The following is a 17,037-nucleotide window of genomic DNA, read 5'->3' as shown; positions in this document are numbered from 1 at the left end:
ATTACAGGATTCAAGAAACGTTTTGATTTTTCGCTTGATTATAATATAATAAACGTAAGTGAAGTGTTAATAAGTATAGGTGACTAGGAGATAGAAATGGGATCAAGTAAGGGGAAAAAGAGGATTCAGACTTGCCAGAAATGTGCTCTCTGGTCTATTTTTGTGCTGGTAATCTGTTGCCTTACTTTTATTTATTCTAAGGCTAGTATGCCCGATAGCAATCAAATGAAAATCGGGGCGACCTATATGACCATGAACAATGATTTTTATCAAACCTTGAATGCTGAATTGGAGAAAAAAACCAATCAACAGGGGAGTCGGCTCTATGTTCGTGATTCGGAGTTAGATGAGAAAAAGCAGAGCCAGCAAATTGCTTATTTTATCAAAGAGAAAGTGGATATCATCGTCATCAATCCAGTAAAGAGTGACAGCCCAGCTATTATCAAGGCTTTGAATAAAGCTAAAAAAGCGGGTATTCGCATTATCGTGGTAGATGCGCCAATGAGCAAGCAAGTAGCTGTTGACACGACTATCGTGTCAGATAACTATCAAGCGGGAGTTTTGATTGCTAAAGATATGATGAGTCGGCTTTCCGAGGCGAATATTCTCTTGCTTGAACATCAGAATGCCATCTCAGCTATGGATCGGCTACAGGGCTTTCTGGATACCATCAAGGGACATCCCGGCTATCGAATCGTTTCTCAGCTGGAGACTTTGGGACAGACCGAAGAAAGCATGCCCCAGGTCAAAAATGCCTTGGATAATGGCTTGGAATTTAACGTTGTCATGGCTCTTAATGACCGTGCAGCAATCGGTGCCTTGGCAGCAATCAAGGATCAAGGTGTAGCAGAAAAAATTTATATTTATGGAGTTGACGGTTCTCCAGATATTAAGAATTTTTTAGCCAATACGAACGACATTCAAGGAACAGTGGCCCAGTCGCCTATTCAGATGGGACGAAAGGTGGCAGAAGTGATTGAGCTGCTGCGGGAAGAGAAGTCGTGTGATAGACAGTATTTGATACCAGTCCGCTTGATAAACAAGGACAATATCAGCGAGTATATAGTTACAGGGTGGCAGTAATGAAACCAAACAAAAGCATTTTTTACAGTAAAATAGCTCTGATGGTCATCAATTTTATAGCCATTGTCTATAATGCTTCGATTTACCTCTTTGCAACCAATTATGTCGTAACAAGAAGCTTCAGTCACTCGCTTTTGGAACGTTTGGATGCCATTCCAGGATCTCCCAGTTTCATTTTTCTGATTTCCATTATCTTTTATGCCTGCCTATTGCTGGTGATGTACTATCGGGAAAAGCACCCCAATCAGCTATCCGTTTACGATAAGGTGACCATGATTGAGATTTTGCTGATGTTGGTCATCTTTACTGCCCTGCATTCGTCTTACAATGGGCTGATTCTTCTCGTCTTTGCAGATATTTTCTATGGATCTAAAGAGTTCAATGCCTCCAAGGATAAAAAATACTGGTTTTCCTTTATTATCTTGAGTTTCAGTATGTTGCTATTGTCAAACTACGACCTGCTGTCACTCTTTGTTAAACTGCCTTCGTTGGATACCTATATTCGTTTTTATCCAGAATCTATACGTTTGCTGCTGCTTTTTGGTAAGAATTTTCTTTTCTCCCTCAATATTGTAGTCTTTATGATTTCCTTGCTCTTTTATATCATGTCGGCGATTACAGAGCGGCACCGAATTGAGGAGGAGCTTCGCATGGCTTCTCAGGCCAATCGGGAGCTGAATAGCTATCTAGCTTTGTCAGAAAAAATTGCTGAAGACCGAGAAAGGAAACGAATTGCCCGTGAGATTCATGATACACTGGGCCATGCTTTGACGGGTATCTCAGCGGGAATTGATGCCATTAAGGTACTAGTGGATATTGATACCGAGCGGGCCAAGGAACAGCTCAACAATGTCTCGGTCGTCGTTCGTGACGGGATTCGGGATGTCCGAGGCTCACTCAATAAAATGCGGCCAGGTACTCTGGAGAATAATAGTCTGAAAGAGGCTTTGTTAAAGATTATCCGAGAGTATGAAGCCATTTCCAACTTGGATATCCACTTTCTCTATGAATGGGATACGATCGATTTAGATATTGCCAAAGAAGATATTGTGTTTCGCATCGTTCAGGAATCAATTACCAATTCTGTGCGTCACGGGCACGCCAAGACCGTTTGGATTGAGTTGTTAGAAAAAGAAAATTATATTATGACCATTCGAGATGATGGTGTAGGGTTTGATGAATTGCACTATGGCTATGGTCTGAAGCAAATGCAGGAACGGTTGGCTATTATCGGTGGGAAGGTTCATTTTGAAAATCGAGATGGCTTTTATACCTACATTGAAATCCCCAAAATAGGAGGTTGGAATGATTAAAGTTTTAATTGCAGACGATCAGGCCTTGATTCGTGAGTCTCTGCAAATCATCCTGTCTGCTCATGCTGACATCGAGGTAGTCGGGACAGTTGGAGATGGCAAGGAAGTGCTGGAAAAGCTTCATCGGGTGCGTCCAGATGTGATTTTGATGGATATTCGCATGCCAGTCATGGACGGTGTGCTCTGTACCAAGGCTGTCAAGGAGCAGTATCCGGATGCTAAGATTATCATTCTGACGACCTTTGATGACGATGAATTTATCTTCTCTGCTCTCAAATACGGTGCCTCTGGCTACATTCTAAAAGGGGTCTCGACAGAAGAGCTTCACGAAGCCATTCAGACAGTCTATCGGGGCGGAGCTATGATCAATCCCAATATTGCCACCAAGGTCTTCAAAATCTTTTCACAGATGGCCCAGTCCAACTTTGCTATCACGGTGTCAGAGGAAAATGTAGAGGACATGAGCCGGACGGAGTGGAAGATTATCCAGCAGATTGGCTTTGGGATTTCTAATAAGGAGATTGCAGCCAAGCTTTATCTGTCGGAAGGAACCGTGCGCAACTACCTATCAGGGATTCTGTCTAAACTGAATCTGCGTGACCGGACTCAGCTGGCTATCTGGGCCGTGCAGACCGGAGTCACCCAGCGAGACTTTAGCAAGGGAAGTGACAAATGAAGTGGCGACTTAGACATTTGGTTGTTCTTGTTTTGGTTTTTGTTTCAGTTATTTTAAGCTTTGCACTTTGGTCGTCTAGTCATGAAAAAGTCCTACGCATCGGTGTCTATGCGGGCTCTAGCTGGGATGTTCCAAATAGTCGTGAAAACAAGGCCTTGGACACCCTGATTAAAAAATTTGAAAAGACGCATCCCCATGTCAAGATCATCTACGAAAGCGGGATTCCCAAGAAGAATTATGCTGACTGGCTGGCAGAACAGGTTTTAAAAGGCGAACAGCCAGATCTTTTCATGGTGCCAGAAAATGACTTTAGCATGTTGGCTTCAGCTGGTGCCCTCAAATCCTTGGATACCCTCCTAACGGATGATGAACGGACAGCCTTTTATCCCGTCGCTTATGAAGCTGGACAATATCAGGGAGTCAGCTATGCTCTTCCAGTTGAGAGTAATCCTATCATGATGTGTGTCAATAAAGACCTGCTTGAAAAAGAAGGAATCAGCATTCCTGAGTCAGGCTGGACTTTGGCGGATTTCTATGAGATTTGCAAAAAAGTAACCAAGGATACCAATGGCGATGGCGTGGTAGATCAGTACGGTATTACAGATTACACTTGGCAGCAAGCTCTGATAGCTTACGGCGGCCATCTTACCGATAAATCAGGTATCAATGTAGACAGCCCAGAGATGCATCAAGCATTGGCCTTTATGAGCAAGCTAGACATGCTCAGCCAGCATTATAAGGTGACTTCTCATGACTTTGACGAGGGGCGAGTGGCCTTCTATCCTATGAGTCTAGCCCAGTATCGGACCTACAAGCCTTATCCTTATCATGTTGCTAAATATTCTAGCTTTTCTTGGACCTGTATCCCGATGCCGACAGCCAATAGCAAGGTGATGGGAACACAGGTCAAGACTTCCCTCTTTGGCATGTCTTCCAACACTAAGCAAGAGAAGCTGGCTTGGGAATTTATGCTCTTGTTGTCACAAGACAAAGAGAGCCAGCAGACCTTGTTTGAAAAATCGCAGGGAACATCAGTCTTGCCCTCTGTCGTGAAAAGTCAGCAAACCAGAAAAATCTTGCAAGCAGATGACTTCGGCTTGGATTCCTTGACTTCTGAGAGGCTAGATAGTATGATGGAGCGTTCTATCATAGATATTGGACAAGAAGTCGATCGGCAGACCTTGGAAAGACTTGATTATTTGATTAAGGAAGCTCTGGGCAATCAAGAAATTGACAGTGCCCTCCCAAGTATTCAAAAAGAAATTGAAAGCAGATAATTTTCTGCTTTCTTTTTTATTTCTAATTAAGTCAGAAAGAAAGTCACGGATGACTAGACCAATATGACATTTGTCACATCTAAACTCACATTTGTCATCTTTTCAAAGTGACATTTGACAATAGGGAAGCGATTTCATTTTGTGTACAATAGAATCAAGAAAATAAGGAGGCAGGAAAGATGAAATATCTTGTACTGGTCAGTCATGGGGGGCTAGCTGAAGGCGTACAGAGCTCCTTGAAGATGTTTGCTGGTGATAAAACAGACCAAATCATCGCTGTGGGTCTGAAAGAGGGAAAATCAGTCGATGATTTTGCTCTCGATTTCCGTCAAGCCTTGGCAGGTTTAGAAGCAGATGATTCAGTCTTGGTTTTAGCCGATATTGTCGGAGGAAGTCCTCTAACAACGGCGGCTAGTGTCCTAGCAGAATTAGGCAAATTGGATTCGGCAGTCATTCTTGGAGGGCTGAATCTGACAATGGGGCTCACTGGGCTTGTGATGAAGGATATGCTGGAAGGCAAAGATCTTGTTCAGACGATTCTTTCAGAAGCGACAGCAGCCTTACAGGAGTTTGAAGTCTCATCAGATGACGATGAGGAAGATGACGACATTTAAAAAGTTATTCATTTACTAACTTAGATAGGAGATTCAAAATGGTAGTAACATTTGTACGGATTGACGACCGCATGATCCACGGTCAAACGGTCACTCGTTGGGCTAAGGAATATCCTTGCGATGGGCTGATTGCAGTCAATGATGCAGCAGCCAGCAACAAGGTTTTGATCCAAGCCTATAAAGGGGCTTCTGACAAGAAAACTTTTGTTTGGACTAAGGAAGCCTTCAAGGAAAAATCTGGCAAGGTAACCGAATCTGACAGCCGTTATTTCTTGATTACTAAAAATCCGATTGATATGAAAGAAATTTTGGTGGACCAAGGCTATGTGCCAGGCAATGTCAAAGAAATCATCGTCGGACCAGCCAATGACCGTCCAGGAGCTGTCAAGCTGGGCAACAATCAATCCATCACACAAGAAGAAGCGGAAGCGATCGAAGCGATTGAAAAAGCAGGTTACAAGGTAAAATTCCAGCTGCTTCCAGACGTTTCCATCGGTTACTGGAGTGATTTCAAATCTAAATTTGGTTTTTAAACAGGGGCAGAAGTTAAGCAGGACAAGGTTTTGGACTTTCGATAGCCTTGCGGGGCAAGGTCTATTTGAAGGAGTTGGAACCGAGCTCCTGCTACTGCTCGATCTTACTTAAAGGAGAAAGATTATGACAATTTCTTGGTTGCAAGCCGCAATCCTCGGTATCTTTGCTAGTTTATCCTCTATGCCGGGTATGGGTGGCTCAAGTATTGGTAACTATACACTTGGACGTCCGCTTGTCGGAGGACTCGTCTGTGGTTTAATTTTAGGAGATGTGAGCCTCGGTATTATCTGTGGGGTAGCCATGCAGTTGGTGTATATTGCGCTGGTAACACCTGGCGGTACTGTTTCGGCCGATGTCCGTGCAGTTTCTTATATCGGTATTCCTTTGGCAATGGTTGCGATCAAGTCACAAGGGATTTCAGATGCTCAGCAGGCTGCTGACTTTGCAAAATCAATGGGTGTGCTGGTTGGTACACTAGGAACTGTTCTCTTCTACGGAACAGCAACGATGAACTTGGTATGGCAACACATGGGCTGGAAAGCAGTCGAACAGGGAGAATACAAAAAATTGTATGCGGTTGACTGGTATCTGCCATGGGTTTCCCACTTCCTCTTCTCTTTCTTGCCAACACTGATTCTTTGCCGTTACGGTGCTGATGCCGTTACAGCTCTGAAAGATGCCCTCCCAATGGATGGTCTACCAATGAAAACCCTCTTTACAGTAGGTTCTCTCCTTCCATGTGTCGGTATTGCGATTCTCTTGAAACAAATCGTTGAAAAAGTGACAGACTTTGTTCCATTCTTCGTTGGCTTTACCTTGGCTGCCTCACTTGGTCTCAACCTTGTGTCTAGTGCAGTTGTATCACTGATCTTTGCCCTGCTCTTCTATGAAGTACAGATGGCGAAAAATGTCAAAGCTAGTGCTGTGGCAGTAGGTGATTTTGACGATGATGACGAGGAGGATATCTAAGATGGCAACTAAAAAATATCTAAAAAAACACTGACCAAATCATTCCACCACTGGTACTATGGTCACTTGACCTGCTTCTCTCAAGAGCACATGCAGACTTTTGGTTACTTGACTTCTATGCTACCAATCGTGGAAGAATTGTACGATACAAAAGAAGAGCAAGCACGCTCTATGCACACTTATACAGCCTTCTTCAATACGGAACCTCAGCTGGGTACTCTGGTCGTTGGGATCACAGCTGGTTTGGAAGAAGCGCGTGCCAATGGTGCAGAAGCGGTAAATGACGAAACCATCAACGGACTTCGGGCTGGCTTGATGGGACCGGTTGCTGGTATCGGTGACTCTCTGATCGTTGGAACCTTGATTCCAGTTATTTTGGGGATCTCAATGGGGCTTTCAAATGGAGGTTCACCTGTTGGAGCTATCTTCTATATCCTAGTTTGGAATCTGCTGGCTTATTTCGGTATGCGTTTCGCTTACTTTAAAGGCTATGAATTAGGAGACAAGGCCGTTGAATTCCTAGTAGGAGAACAAGGGCAAGCTATCCGTAAATCTGTTGGGATTGTCGGCGGAATGGTTATCGGTGCTGTTGCAGCAACTTGGGTACCTATCAAAACTGCTTTCCAATTGACCAATCCGGGTGAAAAAGAGCCTTACCTTGTCTTACAAGATAAATTAGATGGTGTTTATCCAGGTCTCTTAACAGCTGTCTTTATCGTATTTTGCTGGTGGCTCATGGCCAAGAAGAACCTTTCTCCAATTAAAGTGATGCTCATTCTAGTTGTTATCGCCTTCCTTGGTGTACTGGCTGGCTTCTTTAACCCAGGTCTCCAATATTAAGAAAAAGAGGGAAAATCATGACAGAACAAGAATTGATTCAAGGCTATGAAACAGAAATTCAATACCAGAAGCATATGATTGAAAATCTAGGACGTTGGTTTAGTCTTTTCTTCACCATTGCCAGTATCGGTTTTGTCCTGATCTATCTCTTTCATCGAACCAATCTGCTTCTGTTTATCGTAGGAGTCATCTTAGCTATTTTGGGAATTCTTGTCATGCTGGTCTTTGGCTATGGCATCTACAAGGGTAGACTAAATCTGCAAAAAGTGATTGATGATTTTGAAGAGAAACTGAAGTTAGCTCAATAATGTTTCCAATTAATTTCCCCAAAAACTTTGTCATTCGGCAAAGTTTTTTCTTGACTATTTCTGACCAAGTGATAAAATAATAACTATAGATTAGCACTCTTTGTTGTAGAGTGCTAAAATTCAATCTTTGGAGGAATAAAGATGTTAAAACCATTAGGTGACCGTGTGGTCTTAAAAGTAGAAGAAAAAGAACAGAAAGTTGGTGGCTTTGTCATTGCTGGTGCAGGACAAGACGCGACAAAAGAGGCAAAAGTCATCGCAGTTGGTCAAGGAATCCGTACGTTGAACGGAGAGCTGGTCGCGCCAAGTGTCAAGCCAGGTGATAAGGTTTTAGTTGAAAGCCATGCTGGCATTGAAGTCAAAGATCAAGATGAGAAATTCTTGGTTGTTGGGGAAGCCAACATTCTTGCAATTGTGGAGTAAAAATCTAAGAAAGAGGTTTAAAAATGGCAAAAGATATTAAATTTTCATCAGATGCACGTAGTGCAATGGTTCGTGGTGTGGATATTCTAGCAGATACTGTCAAGGTAACCTTGGGCCCTAAAGGGCGCAATGTCGTTTTGGAAAAATCTTTTGGTTCACCCCTCATCACCAATGACGGTGTGACCATTGCCAAGGAAATCGAACTGGAAGACCATTTTGAAAATATGGGTGCTAAGCTAGTGTCAGAAGTGGCTTCAAAAACCAATGATATCGCTGGAGACGGAACAACGACTGCTACTGTATTGACCCAAGCTATCGTTCGTGAAGGCATCAAAAATGTGACTGCGGGTGCCAACCCAATCGGTATCCGCCGCGGAATTGAAGCAGCAGTTGCGACTGCTGTCAGCGCTCTGAAAGAAACTGCGATTCCAGTTTCTAACAAGGAAGCAATTGCTCAGGTTGCTGCTGTGTCTTCTCGCAGCGAGAAAGTCGGCGAGTACATCTCTGAAGCTATGGAAAAAGTTGGCAACGATGGCGTTATCACTATCGAAGAGTCCAAAGGGATGGAAACAGAGCTGGATGTCGTAGAAGGAATGCAGTTTGACCGTGGCTACCTGTCTCAATACATGGTGACGGATAGCGAAAAAATGGTGGCTGATCTGGACAACCCTTATATCTTGATTACAGACAAGAAAATTTCTAACATTCAAGAGATTTTGCCATTGTTGGAAAGTATTTTGAAAACCAACCGTCCGCTCTTGATTATTGCGGATGATGTAGATGGTGAAGCTCTGCCAACACTGGTTCTTAACAAGATTCGTGGTACCTTTAATGTAGTGGCTGTTAAAGCACCAGGTTTCGGTGACCGTCGTAAGGCTATGCTGGAAGATATTGCCATCTTGACTGGCGGTACAGTGATTACAGAAGATCTTGGTCTGGAGCTCAAAGATGCGACGATTGAAGCGCTTGGACAAGCTTCTAAAGTCACTGTTGACAAGGACAGTACTGTGATTGTGGAAGGTTCTGGCAATCCAGAAGCTATTGCCAACCGTGTGGCGGTTATCAAATCTCAAATTGAAAGTACAACTTCTGAGTTTGATAAAGAAAAACTGCAAGAACGTCTGGCTAAATTGTCCGGTGGTGTGGCGGTGATTAAGGTCGGTGCTGCAACCGAAACCGAACTTAAAGAAATGAAACTCCGCATCGAAGATGCCCTTAACGCGACTCGTGCCGCAGTAGAAGAAGGAATCGTATCTGGTGGTGGTACAGCCTTTGTTAGCGTATTAGATGCAGTAGCTGCCCTCGAATTAACAGGTGATGAAGCGACTGGTCGTAACATCGTCCTCCGTGCCTTGGAAGAGCCTGTCCGTCAAATCGCTTTGAATGCTGGTTTTGAAGGCTCTATCATCATTGACCGCCTGAAAAACTCTGAAGCAGGTACAGGATTCAATGCAGCGACCGGCGAATGGGTGAACATGATTGAGGCTGGAATTATTGACCCAGTCAAGGTAACGCGTTCAGCCCTGCAAAATGCCGCTTCAGTTGCTAGCTTGATTTTGACAACAGAAGCTGTTGTGGCCAACAAGCCAGAACCTGCGCCAGCAGCACCAGCTATGGATCCAAGCATGATGGGCGGCATGATGTAAGACACATCGAAGAAAGTACAACTTTTTTGAAATCAATAAAGTAAAAAAGACTTCAAACTATTGATCCAAAACAATGGTTTGAAGCCTTTTTATTGTACGGATAATGAAATGAAAAAGCCTTGGAACCCAAGGCTTTTTAGTCATACTTTCTATGCCCCCTGCATGAATTTGTAAGAACTTTTCATATTGAAAATAAACAAAAATGTTGAAATATAGCTGATTTTAGGGAAATACTTTTAGGTATTTTCAATGTCAGGATTTAAAAATGGGGCAAAAGTGGGGCAAAAACAAATTAACGAAAAAAATATCGAGTTCGTGCATCAAGTAAATGATAAATTGCAAGAATAAGTGCAACATTTACTCGAACTCATCCTCTAGAGCTTCACTAGCAGTTCTGTAAGCTAAACATTTTCGTGGTCGGTGATTGATATCATATAAAGCCTTGGTTCCCAAAGCTTTTTTATGTTATAAACTCATTAAAAGAACCCCCAGTTAGATTTGGAATATTTTTTATTCTGTGTCACATAAAAATAAATAAAATGAATGGCTATAGCTAGAGCTAAAATGGTTGTTATACTCACTACTATTATAGGATTAGAAGCAAAGATTAAAGAGAGAATCAAGGCAGCCAGATAGAGTGTCGCTTGGACACAGTAGTAACTTTTCGAATAGCGAAGATAGTGTTTGTTATAGGGCCCATTTACTAGGACAGCAGCTTGAAAGAGGCCAAATCCGATATAAGAGAAGCTGGTTGCAAAGAGAAGATTAGCTTCAGGATTCAGAAGAAAACTCATCGAAACGGTCATCATAATAAGTCCAATGAAAATAGGATAGTGACTGTAAATTAGAAATAGTCCCTTTTGATTAGATTCTTCATCAATAGCATGGTCGAATTGACCAAAATAAAACAAGAACAGAGAAAGCATAATAATGAAATAAAGAACCGAATAAATCGAGAAATTCTCGATTGTAAAGAAGTTAGCTAGCTCCATAATCATCTCTCCAAACGTAATAATGACAAGAAGGGAGATGCGCTCGATTAAATGGGGGAGATTTACCTGGTAATGCTTATCTTTACTAAGCAAGATAATTGGCATAATAAATGTTAGCAGAGTACTAGCAAATAAGACAGAGACTCCAACGTAAATAGGAAGAAGAGCTGCTAGATAGACTCCTAAACTTCCTAGACCTGTTATCCATAGAAAACCTTTGATACTTTCCCGTTCAACATTATCGGTTGATTTTCTAAAAAATTCAACCAAATATTGTAAAAATAAGGTAAAGGTTAATGTACCAACAGCCCAACAAAGATAATGAAAATATTGTTGCCAATCAGGTCCAATCATATTGGCTATAAAGAGTAAAAGTCCCATTTTGATAAACATGATTACCATGTTAAATAAAGAGTTCTTTCCATAGCGATTGGTATAAACGGTTTGAATCATCCATGAATCAGTGAGAACCAAAACAGCCATGAAAAAATCAAGGAAAGAATTCCAAGTCAAAATACCGTTATGAAGATGCTCAATTAAAGTAGTTGCTTTTGAAATTGCAAAAACAAAAACTAGGTCATAAAAAAGTTCTGAAAATTCTACACGTTTATGTTTAATAAGAGTTGTCATCTTAAGTCCTTTCTATTCTAGAAGTACAATTTATTATAACAGAAAATGGTAATGAGAGAAAAGGAGATGCTTAAATAACTTCATGTGACGCGAATTGTCAAAACCTTGGAGCACATTTACCTCATGTACCAACTCACAGGCAGAGTGTTTGATGATTGATAATGAAGAATAAGATTTTACAATAGAAAAGCGAGGATATCCTCGCTTTTTTTATTTAATCTAATAGCTCCTTATTTTCAATTAAGAGCTCTAGTGGAGATTTATCTCTTGCTTCAATAAAACCAGGTTCATATTGGGTATGAAGTGTTCTTTTCTGAGAAGTTGGATCAATATACAACTCTTTTCCATCTTCTGTGTATAGTTGGTTGCCTCTTGTTAGGTAAAGTAAATCCTCTAAGTACTGTCCATCAGTATGTAGGAAATGCTCGATGTATTTGACAGCTTTTAAGATTTCACTTACTTTATCAGAGTATTCATTAGATTCAAGAACACTCTTTTCTAACTCAATCTCTTTACTCGTTCCAAAGAGTTGGGTTGGAGTTGCATTAAAATATTCTGCTATCTTATCCAAATTTGCAAAGGTAGGATAGCTTTTTTGTTTTTCGTAATCAGAGATGGACTGTTTACCGATTCCTAAATCTTCAGCTAGTTGAGTTTGGCTTACCCCTTTTTCTATGCGTAGTCGTGCCAAATTGGGTCCAAAATTTTGAATAATAAAGGTCATGGGAAACTCCTATTTTTATTTTTAACTTATTTTATCACCTATAAACTTACAAATCAAGTTTTTAGTTGACTAACTAAAATATTTTTTATAAAATATATTTATAACTTAAAAATAAGTTATAAACGATAAAAATAGCTCATAAGTTTAGGAACAGTGAGTGAGGAGGAAGTTGAGGACGAGACTATGACTTACGACTATTCGAAGCCTTGGAGCTAGAAATTGTGTGGACAAGGACAAGGGACGAGCCTGACGGGAAGTCAGGCGAAGTCCTGCAGACTGCCGTCCAGACAATTTCTAGCCAAGCAAAAGCTGGCTATTCTAACAGCCAGCAAAAAGGGACACTTAGGGCAACGCCCAAAGAACGACGGAACGAGCAATCGTTGATTTGACGGTGTTTCTGAAACCTAAAAAATCTAAAAGAAGGGGGGACAATTTTGTTGGTTTCTATACAAGATTTAAGAAGTATTCAAGAACGATGTGATGTAGGAGAATTAGTACAGCGGTTAGATGTCAGTATTGATAGATTAACGGTTATCTGGGATACAGACATTGGTTCCCTAAGACAAATTTTTAAAAATCTGAAACAGGCAATAAGTACAAGAGTTGATTCATTTGAAATACATGATAACGTACGAGATGATGTATTTACTTTAGCTAAAGATTTTAATGAGTATGATTCAATCAATATTATATTTTTTCAATTATCCACTTATGGAAATGAACAATTGATTCGAATTGATTTCAATCCTAATACTTTAAAAGAATTTGATGGAATGAAAGTATGGAGGCAATTAATGTACTTTGCTAGATTGAATTCATTGACAGTACGTTTGTCTCGTTTTGATTTGGCATTTGACATTTTCAATAGGACTGAAATCGTTAATTTGCAACATATTAAAGGTGGTGTTACCCATAAGGTCTTCTATGGTAGAGGGGGTGAATTAGAGACGAAATATTGGGGTTCTAGCGGTAGTAATGTACAAGTTAGGTTATATGATAAGAATAAAGAAATCATTGCTCACAAGCGCGATGAGAAGCTAGATTTGGCTGTAAATCCGTTTTGGTGGAGACTGGAATTCCAACTTAGAACCAAAGCGATTGGTGAGGAGATGGTCCAAGATGTTATGAATCGACTTGATAATTTCGGATTTTATAAGCTAGAACATATTCGAGTGGAGCAAAGAGCATTTACAATTATCTTTCTCAACAATCCTGAACTGTTATCATTGGCTTTTCCAAATTTAAAATCAGACAGCATCAAAAAGAAAAAAACAAGAGTCCGCAAACTATTGAGAGAAGAAACGAACCAATTTGCGGAAGAATTAAAAGAAGTATTAATACAGAATCTCCCTAAATTAAATGCAGAATTACAACTACTTGTAGGCGAGTTTCTGAATTTAGAAAATAAATAAGGAGGATAACTATGGACAATAATTTAATTAGTAACAAAGAATTAATTGAAATGGGCTATCGCCCTCATACAGCAAATGATATCATTCATCAGGCAAGAGAATTACTTGTCTCACGAGGCTATACATTTTATAATCGCAAACGTTTGATGGTTGTTCCAAAAAGTGTTGTAAATGAGATTCTAGGAACTGAGGTGGCGTAATATGGCAAGTGTTCGTTTCGAAAGCGAGGAGATAGTAATTTATGGACCTATGAAATTCGTAGCGAAGGGAAAACTGTTGTTCATAATAGCGGTTTTAAAACAAAAAAACTTGCAGAGTCAGAAGCTGAACCGATTCTGCAAGAACTTCGTTTAGGAAAAAGAATTTCTAGAGATATTTCTCTTGTAGATCTGTATCAAGAATGGCTTGAACTAAAAATTCTACCGAGTAGTAGGTCGGAAGAGACAAAGAAAAAATATCTTCTCCGTAAAAACACAATTGAAAGATTATTTGGAAATAAAAAAGTCACTCAAATTCGTGCGAGTGAATACCAAAGAATTATGAATAAGTATGGACAAACAGTTGGTAGAAATTTTCTTGGTAGATTGAATACTGGGATTCATCAGAGCATCCAAATGGCAATTGCAGACAAAGTTCTAATAGATGATTTTACACAACATGTCGAGTTATTTTCATCCAAAGAACAACAGATGACAGAAGAGAAATATTTACATACAGAAAAGGACTATCTGGATTTACTTTTAGCAGTAAAGAGAAAATTTGATTACCAACGTTCAATTGTTCCTTATATTGTCTATTTTCTATTAAAAACAGGCATGAGGTTTGGAGAGTTAATAGCGTTAACTTGGAATGAAGTTGACTTTGACAGAGGACTGCTAAAAACATATAGGAGGTTTAATACCCTTTCTCATAAATTTGTCCCTCCAAAAAATAAAACGTCTATTCGGATGGTACCGATAGACGAAGAATGTATTAAGATATTACAAGTCCTAAAAATTGAACAGGAGAAGGCTAATAAAGAGCTAGGAATCAAGAATAGGTATAAAATGATTTTTCAGCATTATGGATATATTCACTTGGTACCAGATATTGCAAGTGTCAATAAAGCTTTGAGTGTTCTCTTAAATGAGTTGGACATTTATCCAATTATCACGACAAAAGGAGCACGTCATACCTATGGGAGCTACCTCTGGCACAAAGGATTTGACCTTGGAGTTATCGCAAAAATTCTAGGGCATAGAGATATTTCAATGTTGGTAGAAGTGTACGGACACACTTTAGAAGAGAAAATTTTTGAAGAATTTAATCAAATAAGAGATATTTGGAAAGATTACTCATAAAAAAATGTGGGGCAGAAAGTGGGGCAAAATGATTTCGGAGCAAGTAAAAAAGCCTATAGAATAGGCTTTCTTAGTCATACTTTCTATGCCCCCTGCAGGGCTCGAACCTGCGACCCATAGATTAAGAGTCTACTGCTCTACCAACTGAGCTAAGGAGGCAAGAGAAAAAGCTGTATTGGTGCCGGACCTTCACGATTTGTATTGAACCCGCGCAATTAAGCAGGTGGGCAACTCGCTCTAACTGAAGCTGCTTCCGCGTGACACGGCTTGCACGCTGTTAGAAGTCTTTTGTTTCCCTAATAATACAAAAAATAGTCGGTCAACACTTAAGTGTGAAGTCGTACACCACAGCGTTTCTATAATTATAATACCATAAATTTTGAAAAATTCAAGAGAAAAATGTGATTTTTTGCAAACGATGCCATCATTTTTTTAAGTCATCAATCTTATTCTTGGTCAATCCAAGAGCTCGCTCGTACTTGCCATTTTCATTGGGAGTGAAATAATCGGCATCTCTTATCTTGTCAGGCAGATAGTCTTGCTTGACCCAATTGCCAGGATAGGAGTGAGGGTAGAGATAGTCCTGTGCGTTGCCCAATTCCTTGCTGCCGGCATAGTGGCCATCGCGTAAGTGGCGGGGAATGGGGAGGTTGCCATTCTTCCGTAGGTCAGCCAAAGCTTTATCCATGGCCACATAGGCTGAGTTGGACTTGGGAGATAGAGCCAGATCAATAACAATATTGGCAATGAGGATACGGGCTTCAGGAAAGCCGATCCGTTGGGCAGCTTCCAAAGCTGTAACGGTATGGACTTGGGCGTCAGGATTTGCCAGGCCAATATCCTCGTAAGCAATAACGGTCAAGCGTCGAGCTAGGCTAGGCAAGTCTCCTGCCTCAACGAGGCGAGCTGCGTAGTGGAGACTGGCATTGACATCGGAGCCACGGATGGACTTCTGCAGAGCAGAGAGGACATCATAATGGCCGTCCCCGTCCTTATCCATGGTGATATAGCTCTTTTGCAGGCTGTTTTCCATGACATCGAGAGTGATGTGGCGGATACCCTTGCCATCTTCTGGGGTAGAGAGTACTGCTAGGTCCAGCGAGTTATAGGCAGAGCGCAGGTCTCCGTTGGTAGAGATAGCAATGAAGTCTAGAGCTTCATCGTCTAGCTCCACTGGAAAATCAAATCCTCGTTCCTTATCCGTCAAGGCTAGCTGAATGGCTGTCCGGATGTCGTCGTTGCTGAGGGGTTCAAGCTCAAATATCTGAACCCGGCTTCGAATGGCAGGGGTGACAGAAAAGAAAGGATTTTCTGTCGTCGCTCCAATCATGATGACCAGACCGCTTTCTAATAGTGGCAGCAGAAAGTCTTGCTTGGTCTTGTCCAGACGGTGAATCTCGTCCAGAAGGAGCACCAGTCCGCCGGAAAATTTAGCTTCTTCAGCGATCTCCTGCAGGCGCTTCTTACTATCTACGGTGGCGTTAAAGGTTCGAAAGGCATATTTGGTTGTGCCGGCAATAGCTGAGGCGATGGAGGTTTTGCCGATGCCGGGTGGCCCGTAGAGAATCATCGAGGACAGGCGGTTGGCTTCAACCATGCGACGGATGATTTTCCCGGGTCCGACCAGATGCTGCTGGCCGATAATCTGATCAATGCTGGTCGGTCGCATGCGCAGGGCTAGGTTTTCTGGCATAAGATTTCCTTTCTGCAAGTGTTTTTCTTAGCGTTTTGTGTTACTATTATAGATAGTAATATTTTATCACAATGAAAAGAGGAAATCATGGCTAAGTACGGTTTTTTAGATATATTAGATGAGGAAATGGAGAAGAATTTTTCTTTTGACTATGAGATTAACTGGGACAAGAAAAATCACGCGGTGGAAGTGGCCTTTCTCCTTGAGGTGCAAAACCCAGGCGGGATTGAGACGGTTGATGCTGAAGGCAATGCCTCGGCTGAGGATATTTACTTTGAGGAAGCCATGCTTTTCTATAATCCGGTCAAGTCTCGTTTTGAGGCCGAGGACTATCTGGCTGCCCTGCCCTATGAGCCTAAGAAGGGGCTGTCGCGGGAGTTTCTGGCTTATTTCGTGGATTTCCTAACCCAAACAGCTGAGTCTGGTCTCGATGCACTCATGGATTTCTTAGCAGATCCAGAGGCAGCAGAGTTTGAGATACCTTGGAATGCTGAGGCTTTTGAAAATGGTAGAGCGGACTTGACTGAGACGGATTTCTATCCTTATCCGAGGTACTAGGAGGC

Annotated in this window: 19 protein-coding genes and 1 tRNA gene; 16 read left to right on the top strand and 4 right to left on the bottom strand. The window is 41.3% G+C overall.

Annotated elements, in window-relative coordinates; all coding sequences use genetic code 11:
• The first annotated feature begins 96 nt into the window (after positions 1–96).
• The 11 genes from HMPREF9960_RS02380 to groL all read left to right on the top strand — a co-directional run bounded on the left by HMPREF9960_RS02380 (position 97) and on the right by groL (position 9,683).
• Positions 97–1,083 carry a substrate-binding domain-containing protein gene (locus HMPREF9960_RS02380; RefSeq protein ID WP_005591580.1) on the top strand — a complete coding sequence of 329 codons (987 nt, stop codon included), beginning with the start codon at positions 97–99 and terminating at the stop codon, positions 1,081–1,083.
• Positions 1,083–2,396 carry a sensor histidine kinase gene (locus tag HMPREF9960_RS02375; RefSeq protein ID WP_005591581.1) on the top strand — a complete coding sequence of 438 codons (1,314 nt, stop codon included), beginning with the start codon at positions 1,083–1,085 and terminating at the stop codon, positions 2,394–2,396. Before HMPREF9960_RS02380 ends, HMPREF9960_RS02375 begins: the two co-directional genes overlap by 1 nt.
• Positions 2,389–3,072: a response regulator transcription factor gene (locus tag HMPREF9960_RS02370; RefSeq protein WP_005591582.1), complete on the top strand. Its 684-nt coding sequence runs from the start codon at positions 2,389–2,391 to the stop codon at positions 3,070–3,072. Before HMPREF9960_RS02375 ends, HMPREF9960_RS02370 begins: the two co-directional genes overlap by 8 nt.
• Positions 3,069–4,349, top strand: coding sequence for an ABC transporter substrate-binding protein (locus HMPREF9960_RS02365; RefSeq protein ID WP_005591583.1), 1,281 nt, complete (start codon positions 3,069–3,071; stop codon positions 4,347–4,349). Before HMPREF9960_RS02370 ends, HMPREF9960_RS02365 begins: the two co-directional genes overlap by 4 nt.
• 179 nt (positions 4,350–4,528) lie before the next feature.
• Entirely contained in the window at positions 4,529–4,963 is a 435-nt protein-coding gene (locus HMPREF9960_RS02360) for a PTS sugar transporter subunit IIA (RefSeq protein WP_005591584.1), read from the top strand.
• 38 nt (positions 4,964–5,001) lie between these two features.
• Complete coding sequence (locus tag HMPREF9960_RS02355) at positions 5,002–5,496, top strand: PTS sugar transporter subunit IIB (RefSeq protein ID WP_005591585.1); 495 nt, start codon at positions 5,002–5,004, stop codon at positions 5,494–5,496.
• A 124-nt stretch (positions 5,497–5,620) separates the two neighbouring features.
• The gene (locus tag HMPREF9960_RS02350) at positions 5,621–6,466 is read left to right on the top strand and encodes a PTS mannose/fructose/sorbose/N-acetylgalactosamine transporter subunit IIC (protein WP_005591586.1); all 846 of its coding nucleotides are present in this window, start codon (positions 5,621–5,623) and stop codon (positions 6,464–6,466) included.
• A 15-nt stretch (positions 6,467–6,481) separates the two neighbouring features.
• Positions 6,482–7,306, top strand: coding sequence for a PTS system mannose/fructose/sorbose family transporter subunit IID (locus tag HMPREF9960_RS02345; RefSeq protein ID WP_037586078.1), 825 nt, complete (start codon positions 6,482–6,484; stop codon positions 7,304–7,306).
• Between the two features lie 17 nt (positions 7,307–7,323).
• Positions 7,324–7,614, top strand: a complete 291-nt coding sequence (locus tag HMPREF9960_RS02340; RefSeq protein WP_005591588.1) for a hypothetical protein — start codon at positions 7,324–7,326, stop codon at positions 7,612–7,614.
• Between the two features lie 141 nt (positions 7,615–7,755).
• The gene (groES, locus tag HMPREF9960_RS02335; RefSeq protein ID WP_005591589.1) at positions 7,756–8,037 is read left to right on the top strand and encodes a co-chaperone GroES; all 282 of its coding nucleotides are present in this window, start codon (positions 7,756–7,758) and stop codon (positions 8,035–8,037) included.
• A 23-nt stretch (positions 8,038–8,060) separates the two neighbouring features.
• The gene (gene groL / locus HMPREF9960_RS02330; RefSeq protein WP_005591590.1) at positions 8,061–9,683 is read left to right on the top strand and encodes a chaperonin GroEL; all 1,623 of its coding nucleotides are present in this window, start codon (positions 8,061–8,063) and stop codon (positions 9,681–9,683) included.
• 476 nt (positions 9,684–10,159) lie between these two features.
• Here groL and HMPREF9960_RS02325 read toward each other — a convergent pair whose 3' ends face one another.
• Positions 10,160–11,305 (bottom strand): low temperature requirement protein A, encoded by a 1,146-nt coding sequence (locus HMPREF9960_RS02325; RefSeq protein ID WP_005591591.1) that lies wholly within the window; start codon positions 11,303–11,305, stop codon positions 10,160–10,162.
• A 214-nt stretch (positions 11,306–11,519) separates the two neighbouring features.
• Positions 11,520–12,029, bottom strand: coding sequence for a helix-turn-helix domain-containing protein (locus HMPREF9960_RS02320; RefSeq protein WP_005591592.1), 510 nt, complete (start codon positions 12,027–12,029; stop codon positions 11,520–11,522).
• A 206-nt stretch (positions 12,030–12,235) separates the two neighbouring features.
• Between HMPREF9960_RS02320 and HMPREF9960_RS10980 the strand changes: the two genes are divergently transcribed.
• The 4 genes from HMPREF9960_RS10980 to HMPREF9960_RS02305 are packed head-to-tail and all read left to right on the top strand — an operon-like array spanning position 12,236 to position 14,781.
• Positions 12,236–12,418: a hypothetical protein gene (locus HMPREF9960_RS10980; protein WP_002916824.1), complete on the top strand. Its 183-nt coding sequence runs from the start codon at positions 12,236–12,238 to the stop codon at positions 12,416–12,418.
• 45 nt (positions 12,419–12,463) lie between these two features.
• On the top strand, positions 12,464–13,441 hold the full coding sequence (locus tag HMPREF9960_RS02315; RefSeq protein ID WP_005591593.1) for a hypothetical protein: 978 nt from the start codon (positions 12,464–12,466) through the stop codon (positions 13,439–13,441).
• Positions 13,442–13,452: 11 nt separating this feature from the next.
• Entirely contained in the window at positions 13,453–13,641 is a 189-nt protein-coding gene (locus HMPREF9960_RS02310; RefSeq protein WP_000369785.1) for a DUF3173 domain-containing protein, read from the top strand.
• 54 nt (positions 13,642–13,695) lie between these two features.
• The gene (locus tag HMPREF9960_RS02305; protein WP_045501342.1) at positions 13,696–14,781 is read left to right on the top strand and encodes a tyrosine-type recombinase/integrase; all 1,086 of its coding nucleotides are present in this window, start codon (positions 13,696–13,698) and stop codon (positions 14,779–14,781) included.
• An 86-nt stretch (positions 14,782–14,867) separates the two neighbouring features.
• Here HMPREF9960_RS02305 and HMPREF9960_RS02300 read toward each other — a convergent pair.
• Both HMPREF9960_RS02300 and HMPREF9960_RS02295 read right to left on the bottom strand, forming a co-directional pair.
• Positions 14,868–14,940: transfer RNA gene (locus HMPREF9960_RS02300), tRNA-Lys, on the bottom strand.
• A 265-nt stretch (positions 14,941–15,205) separates the two neighbouring features.
• Positions 15,206–16,474, bottom strand: a complete 1,269-nt coding sequence (locus HMPREF9960_RS02295; RefSeq protein ID WP_005591595.1) for a replication-associated recombination protein A — start codon at positions 16,472–16,474, stop codon at positions 15,206–15,208.
• 87 nt (positions 16,475–16,561) lie between these two features.
• Here HMPREF9960_RS02295 and HMPREF9960_RS02290 point away from each other — a divergent pair, with 87 nt between their 5' ends.
• A complete protein-coding gene (locus tag HMPREF9960_RS02290; RefSeq protein WP_005591596.1) occupies positions 16,562–17,032 on the top strand; it encodes a DUF3013 family protein in 471 nt (156 codons plus the stop codon).
• Positions 17,033–17,037: the final 5 nt, after the last annotated feature.

The organism is Streptococcus cristatus ATCC 51100, from assembly GCF_000222765.1.
Taxonomy (GTDB): domain Bacteria; phylum Bacillota; class Bacilli; order Lactobacillales; family Streptococcaceae; genus Streptococcus; species Streptococcus cristatus.
Note: the sequence above shows the minus strand (reverse complement) of the source record. Positions and strands in the feature narration are given on the sequence as shown.

Excerpts from the sequence above, each read along its gene's own strand:
- HMPREF9960_RS02325 (WP_005591591.1), bottom strand. The coding sequence starts at position 11,305 with ATGACAACTCTTATTAAACATAAACGTGTAGAATTTTCAGAACTTTTT.
- HMPREF9960_RS02360 (WP_005591584.1), top strand. The coding sequence starts at position 4,529 with ATGAAATATCTTGTACTGGTCAGTCATGGGGGGCTAGCTGAAGGCGTA.
- HMPREF9960_RS02370 (WP_005591582.1), top strand. The coding sequence starts at position 2,389 with ATGATTAAAGTTTTAATTGCAGACGATCAGGCCTTGATTCGTGAGTCT.
- HMPREF9960_RS02320 (WP_005591592.1), bottom strand. The coding sequence starts at position 12,029 with ATGACCTTTATTATTCAAAATTTTGGACCCAATTTGGCACGACTACGC.
- HMPREF9960_RS02310 (WP_000369785.1), top strand. The coding sequence starts at position 13,453 with ATGGACAATAATTTAATTAGTAACAAAGAATTAATTGAAATGGGCTAT.
- HMPREF9960_RS02340 (WP_005591588.1), top strand. The coding sequence starts at position 7,324 with ATGACAGAACAAGAATTGATTCAAGGCTATGAAACAGAAATTCAATAC.
- HMPREF9960_RS02350 (WP_005591586.1), top strand. The coding sequence starts at position 5,621 with ATGACAATTTCTTGGTTGCAAGCCGCAATCCTCGGTATCTTTGCTAGT.
- HMPREF9960_RS02380 (WP_005591580.1), top strand. The coding sequence starts at position 97 with ATGGGATCAAGTAAGGGGAAAAAGAGGATTCAGACTTGCCAGAAATGT.
- HMPREF9960_RS02295 (WP_005591595.1), bottom strand. The coding sequence starts at position 16,474 with ATGCCAGAAAACCTAGCCCTGCGCATGCGACCGACCAGCATTGATCAG.
- HMPREF9960_RS02375 (WP_005591581.1), top strand. The coding sequence starts at position 1,083 with ATGAAACCAAACAAAAGCATTTTTTACAGTAAAATAGCTCTGATGGTC.
- HMPREF9960_RS02365 (WP_005591583.1), top strand. The coding sequence starts at position 3,069 with ATGAAGTGGCGACTTAGACATTTGGTTGTTCTTGTTTTGGTTTTTGTT.
- HMPREF9960_RS02355 (WP_005591585.1), top strand. The coding sequence starts at position 5,002 with ATGGTAGTAACATTTGTACGGATTGACGACCGCATGATCCACGGTCAA.
- groES (WP_005591589.1), top strand. The coding sequence starts at position 7,756 with ATGTTAAAACCATTAGGTGACCGTGTGGTCTTAAAAGTAGAAGAAAAA.
- groL (WP_005591590.1), top strand. The coding sequence starts at position 8,061 with ATGGCAAAAGATATTAAATTTTCATCAGATGCACGTAGTGCAATGGTT.
- HMPREF9960_RS02290 (WP_005591596.1), top strand. The coding sequence starts at position 16,562 with ATGGCTAAGTACGGTTTTTTAGATATATTAGATGAGGAAATGGAGAAG.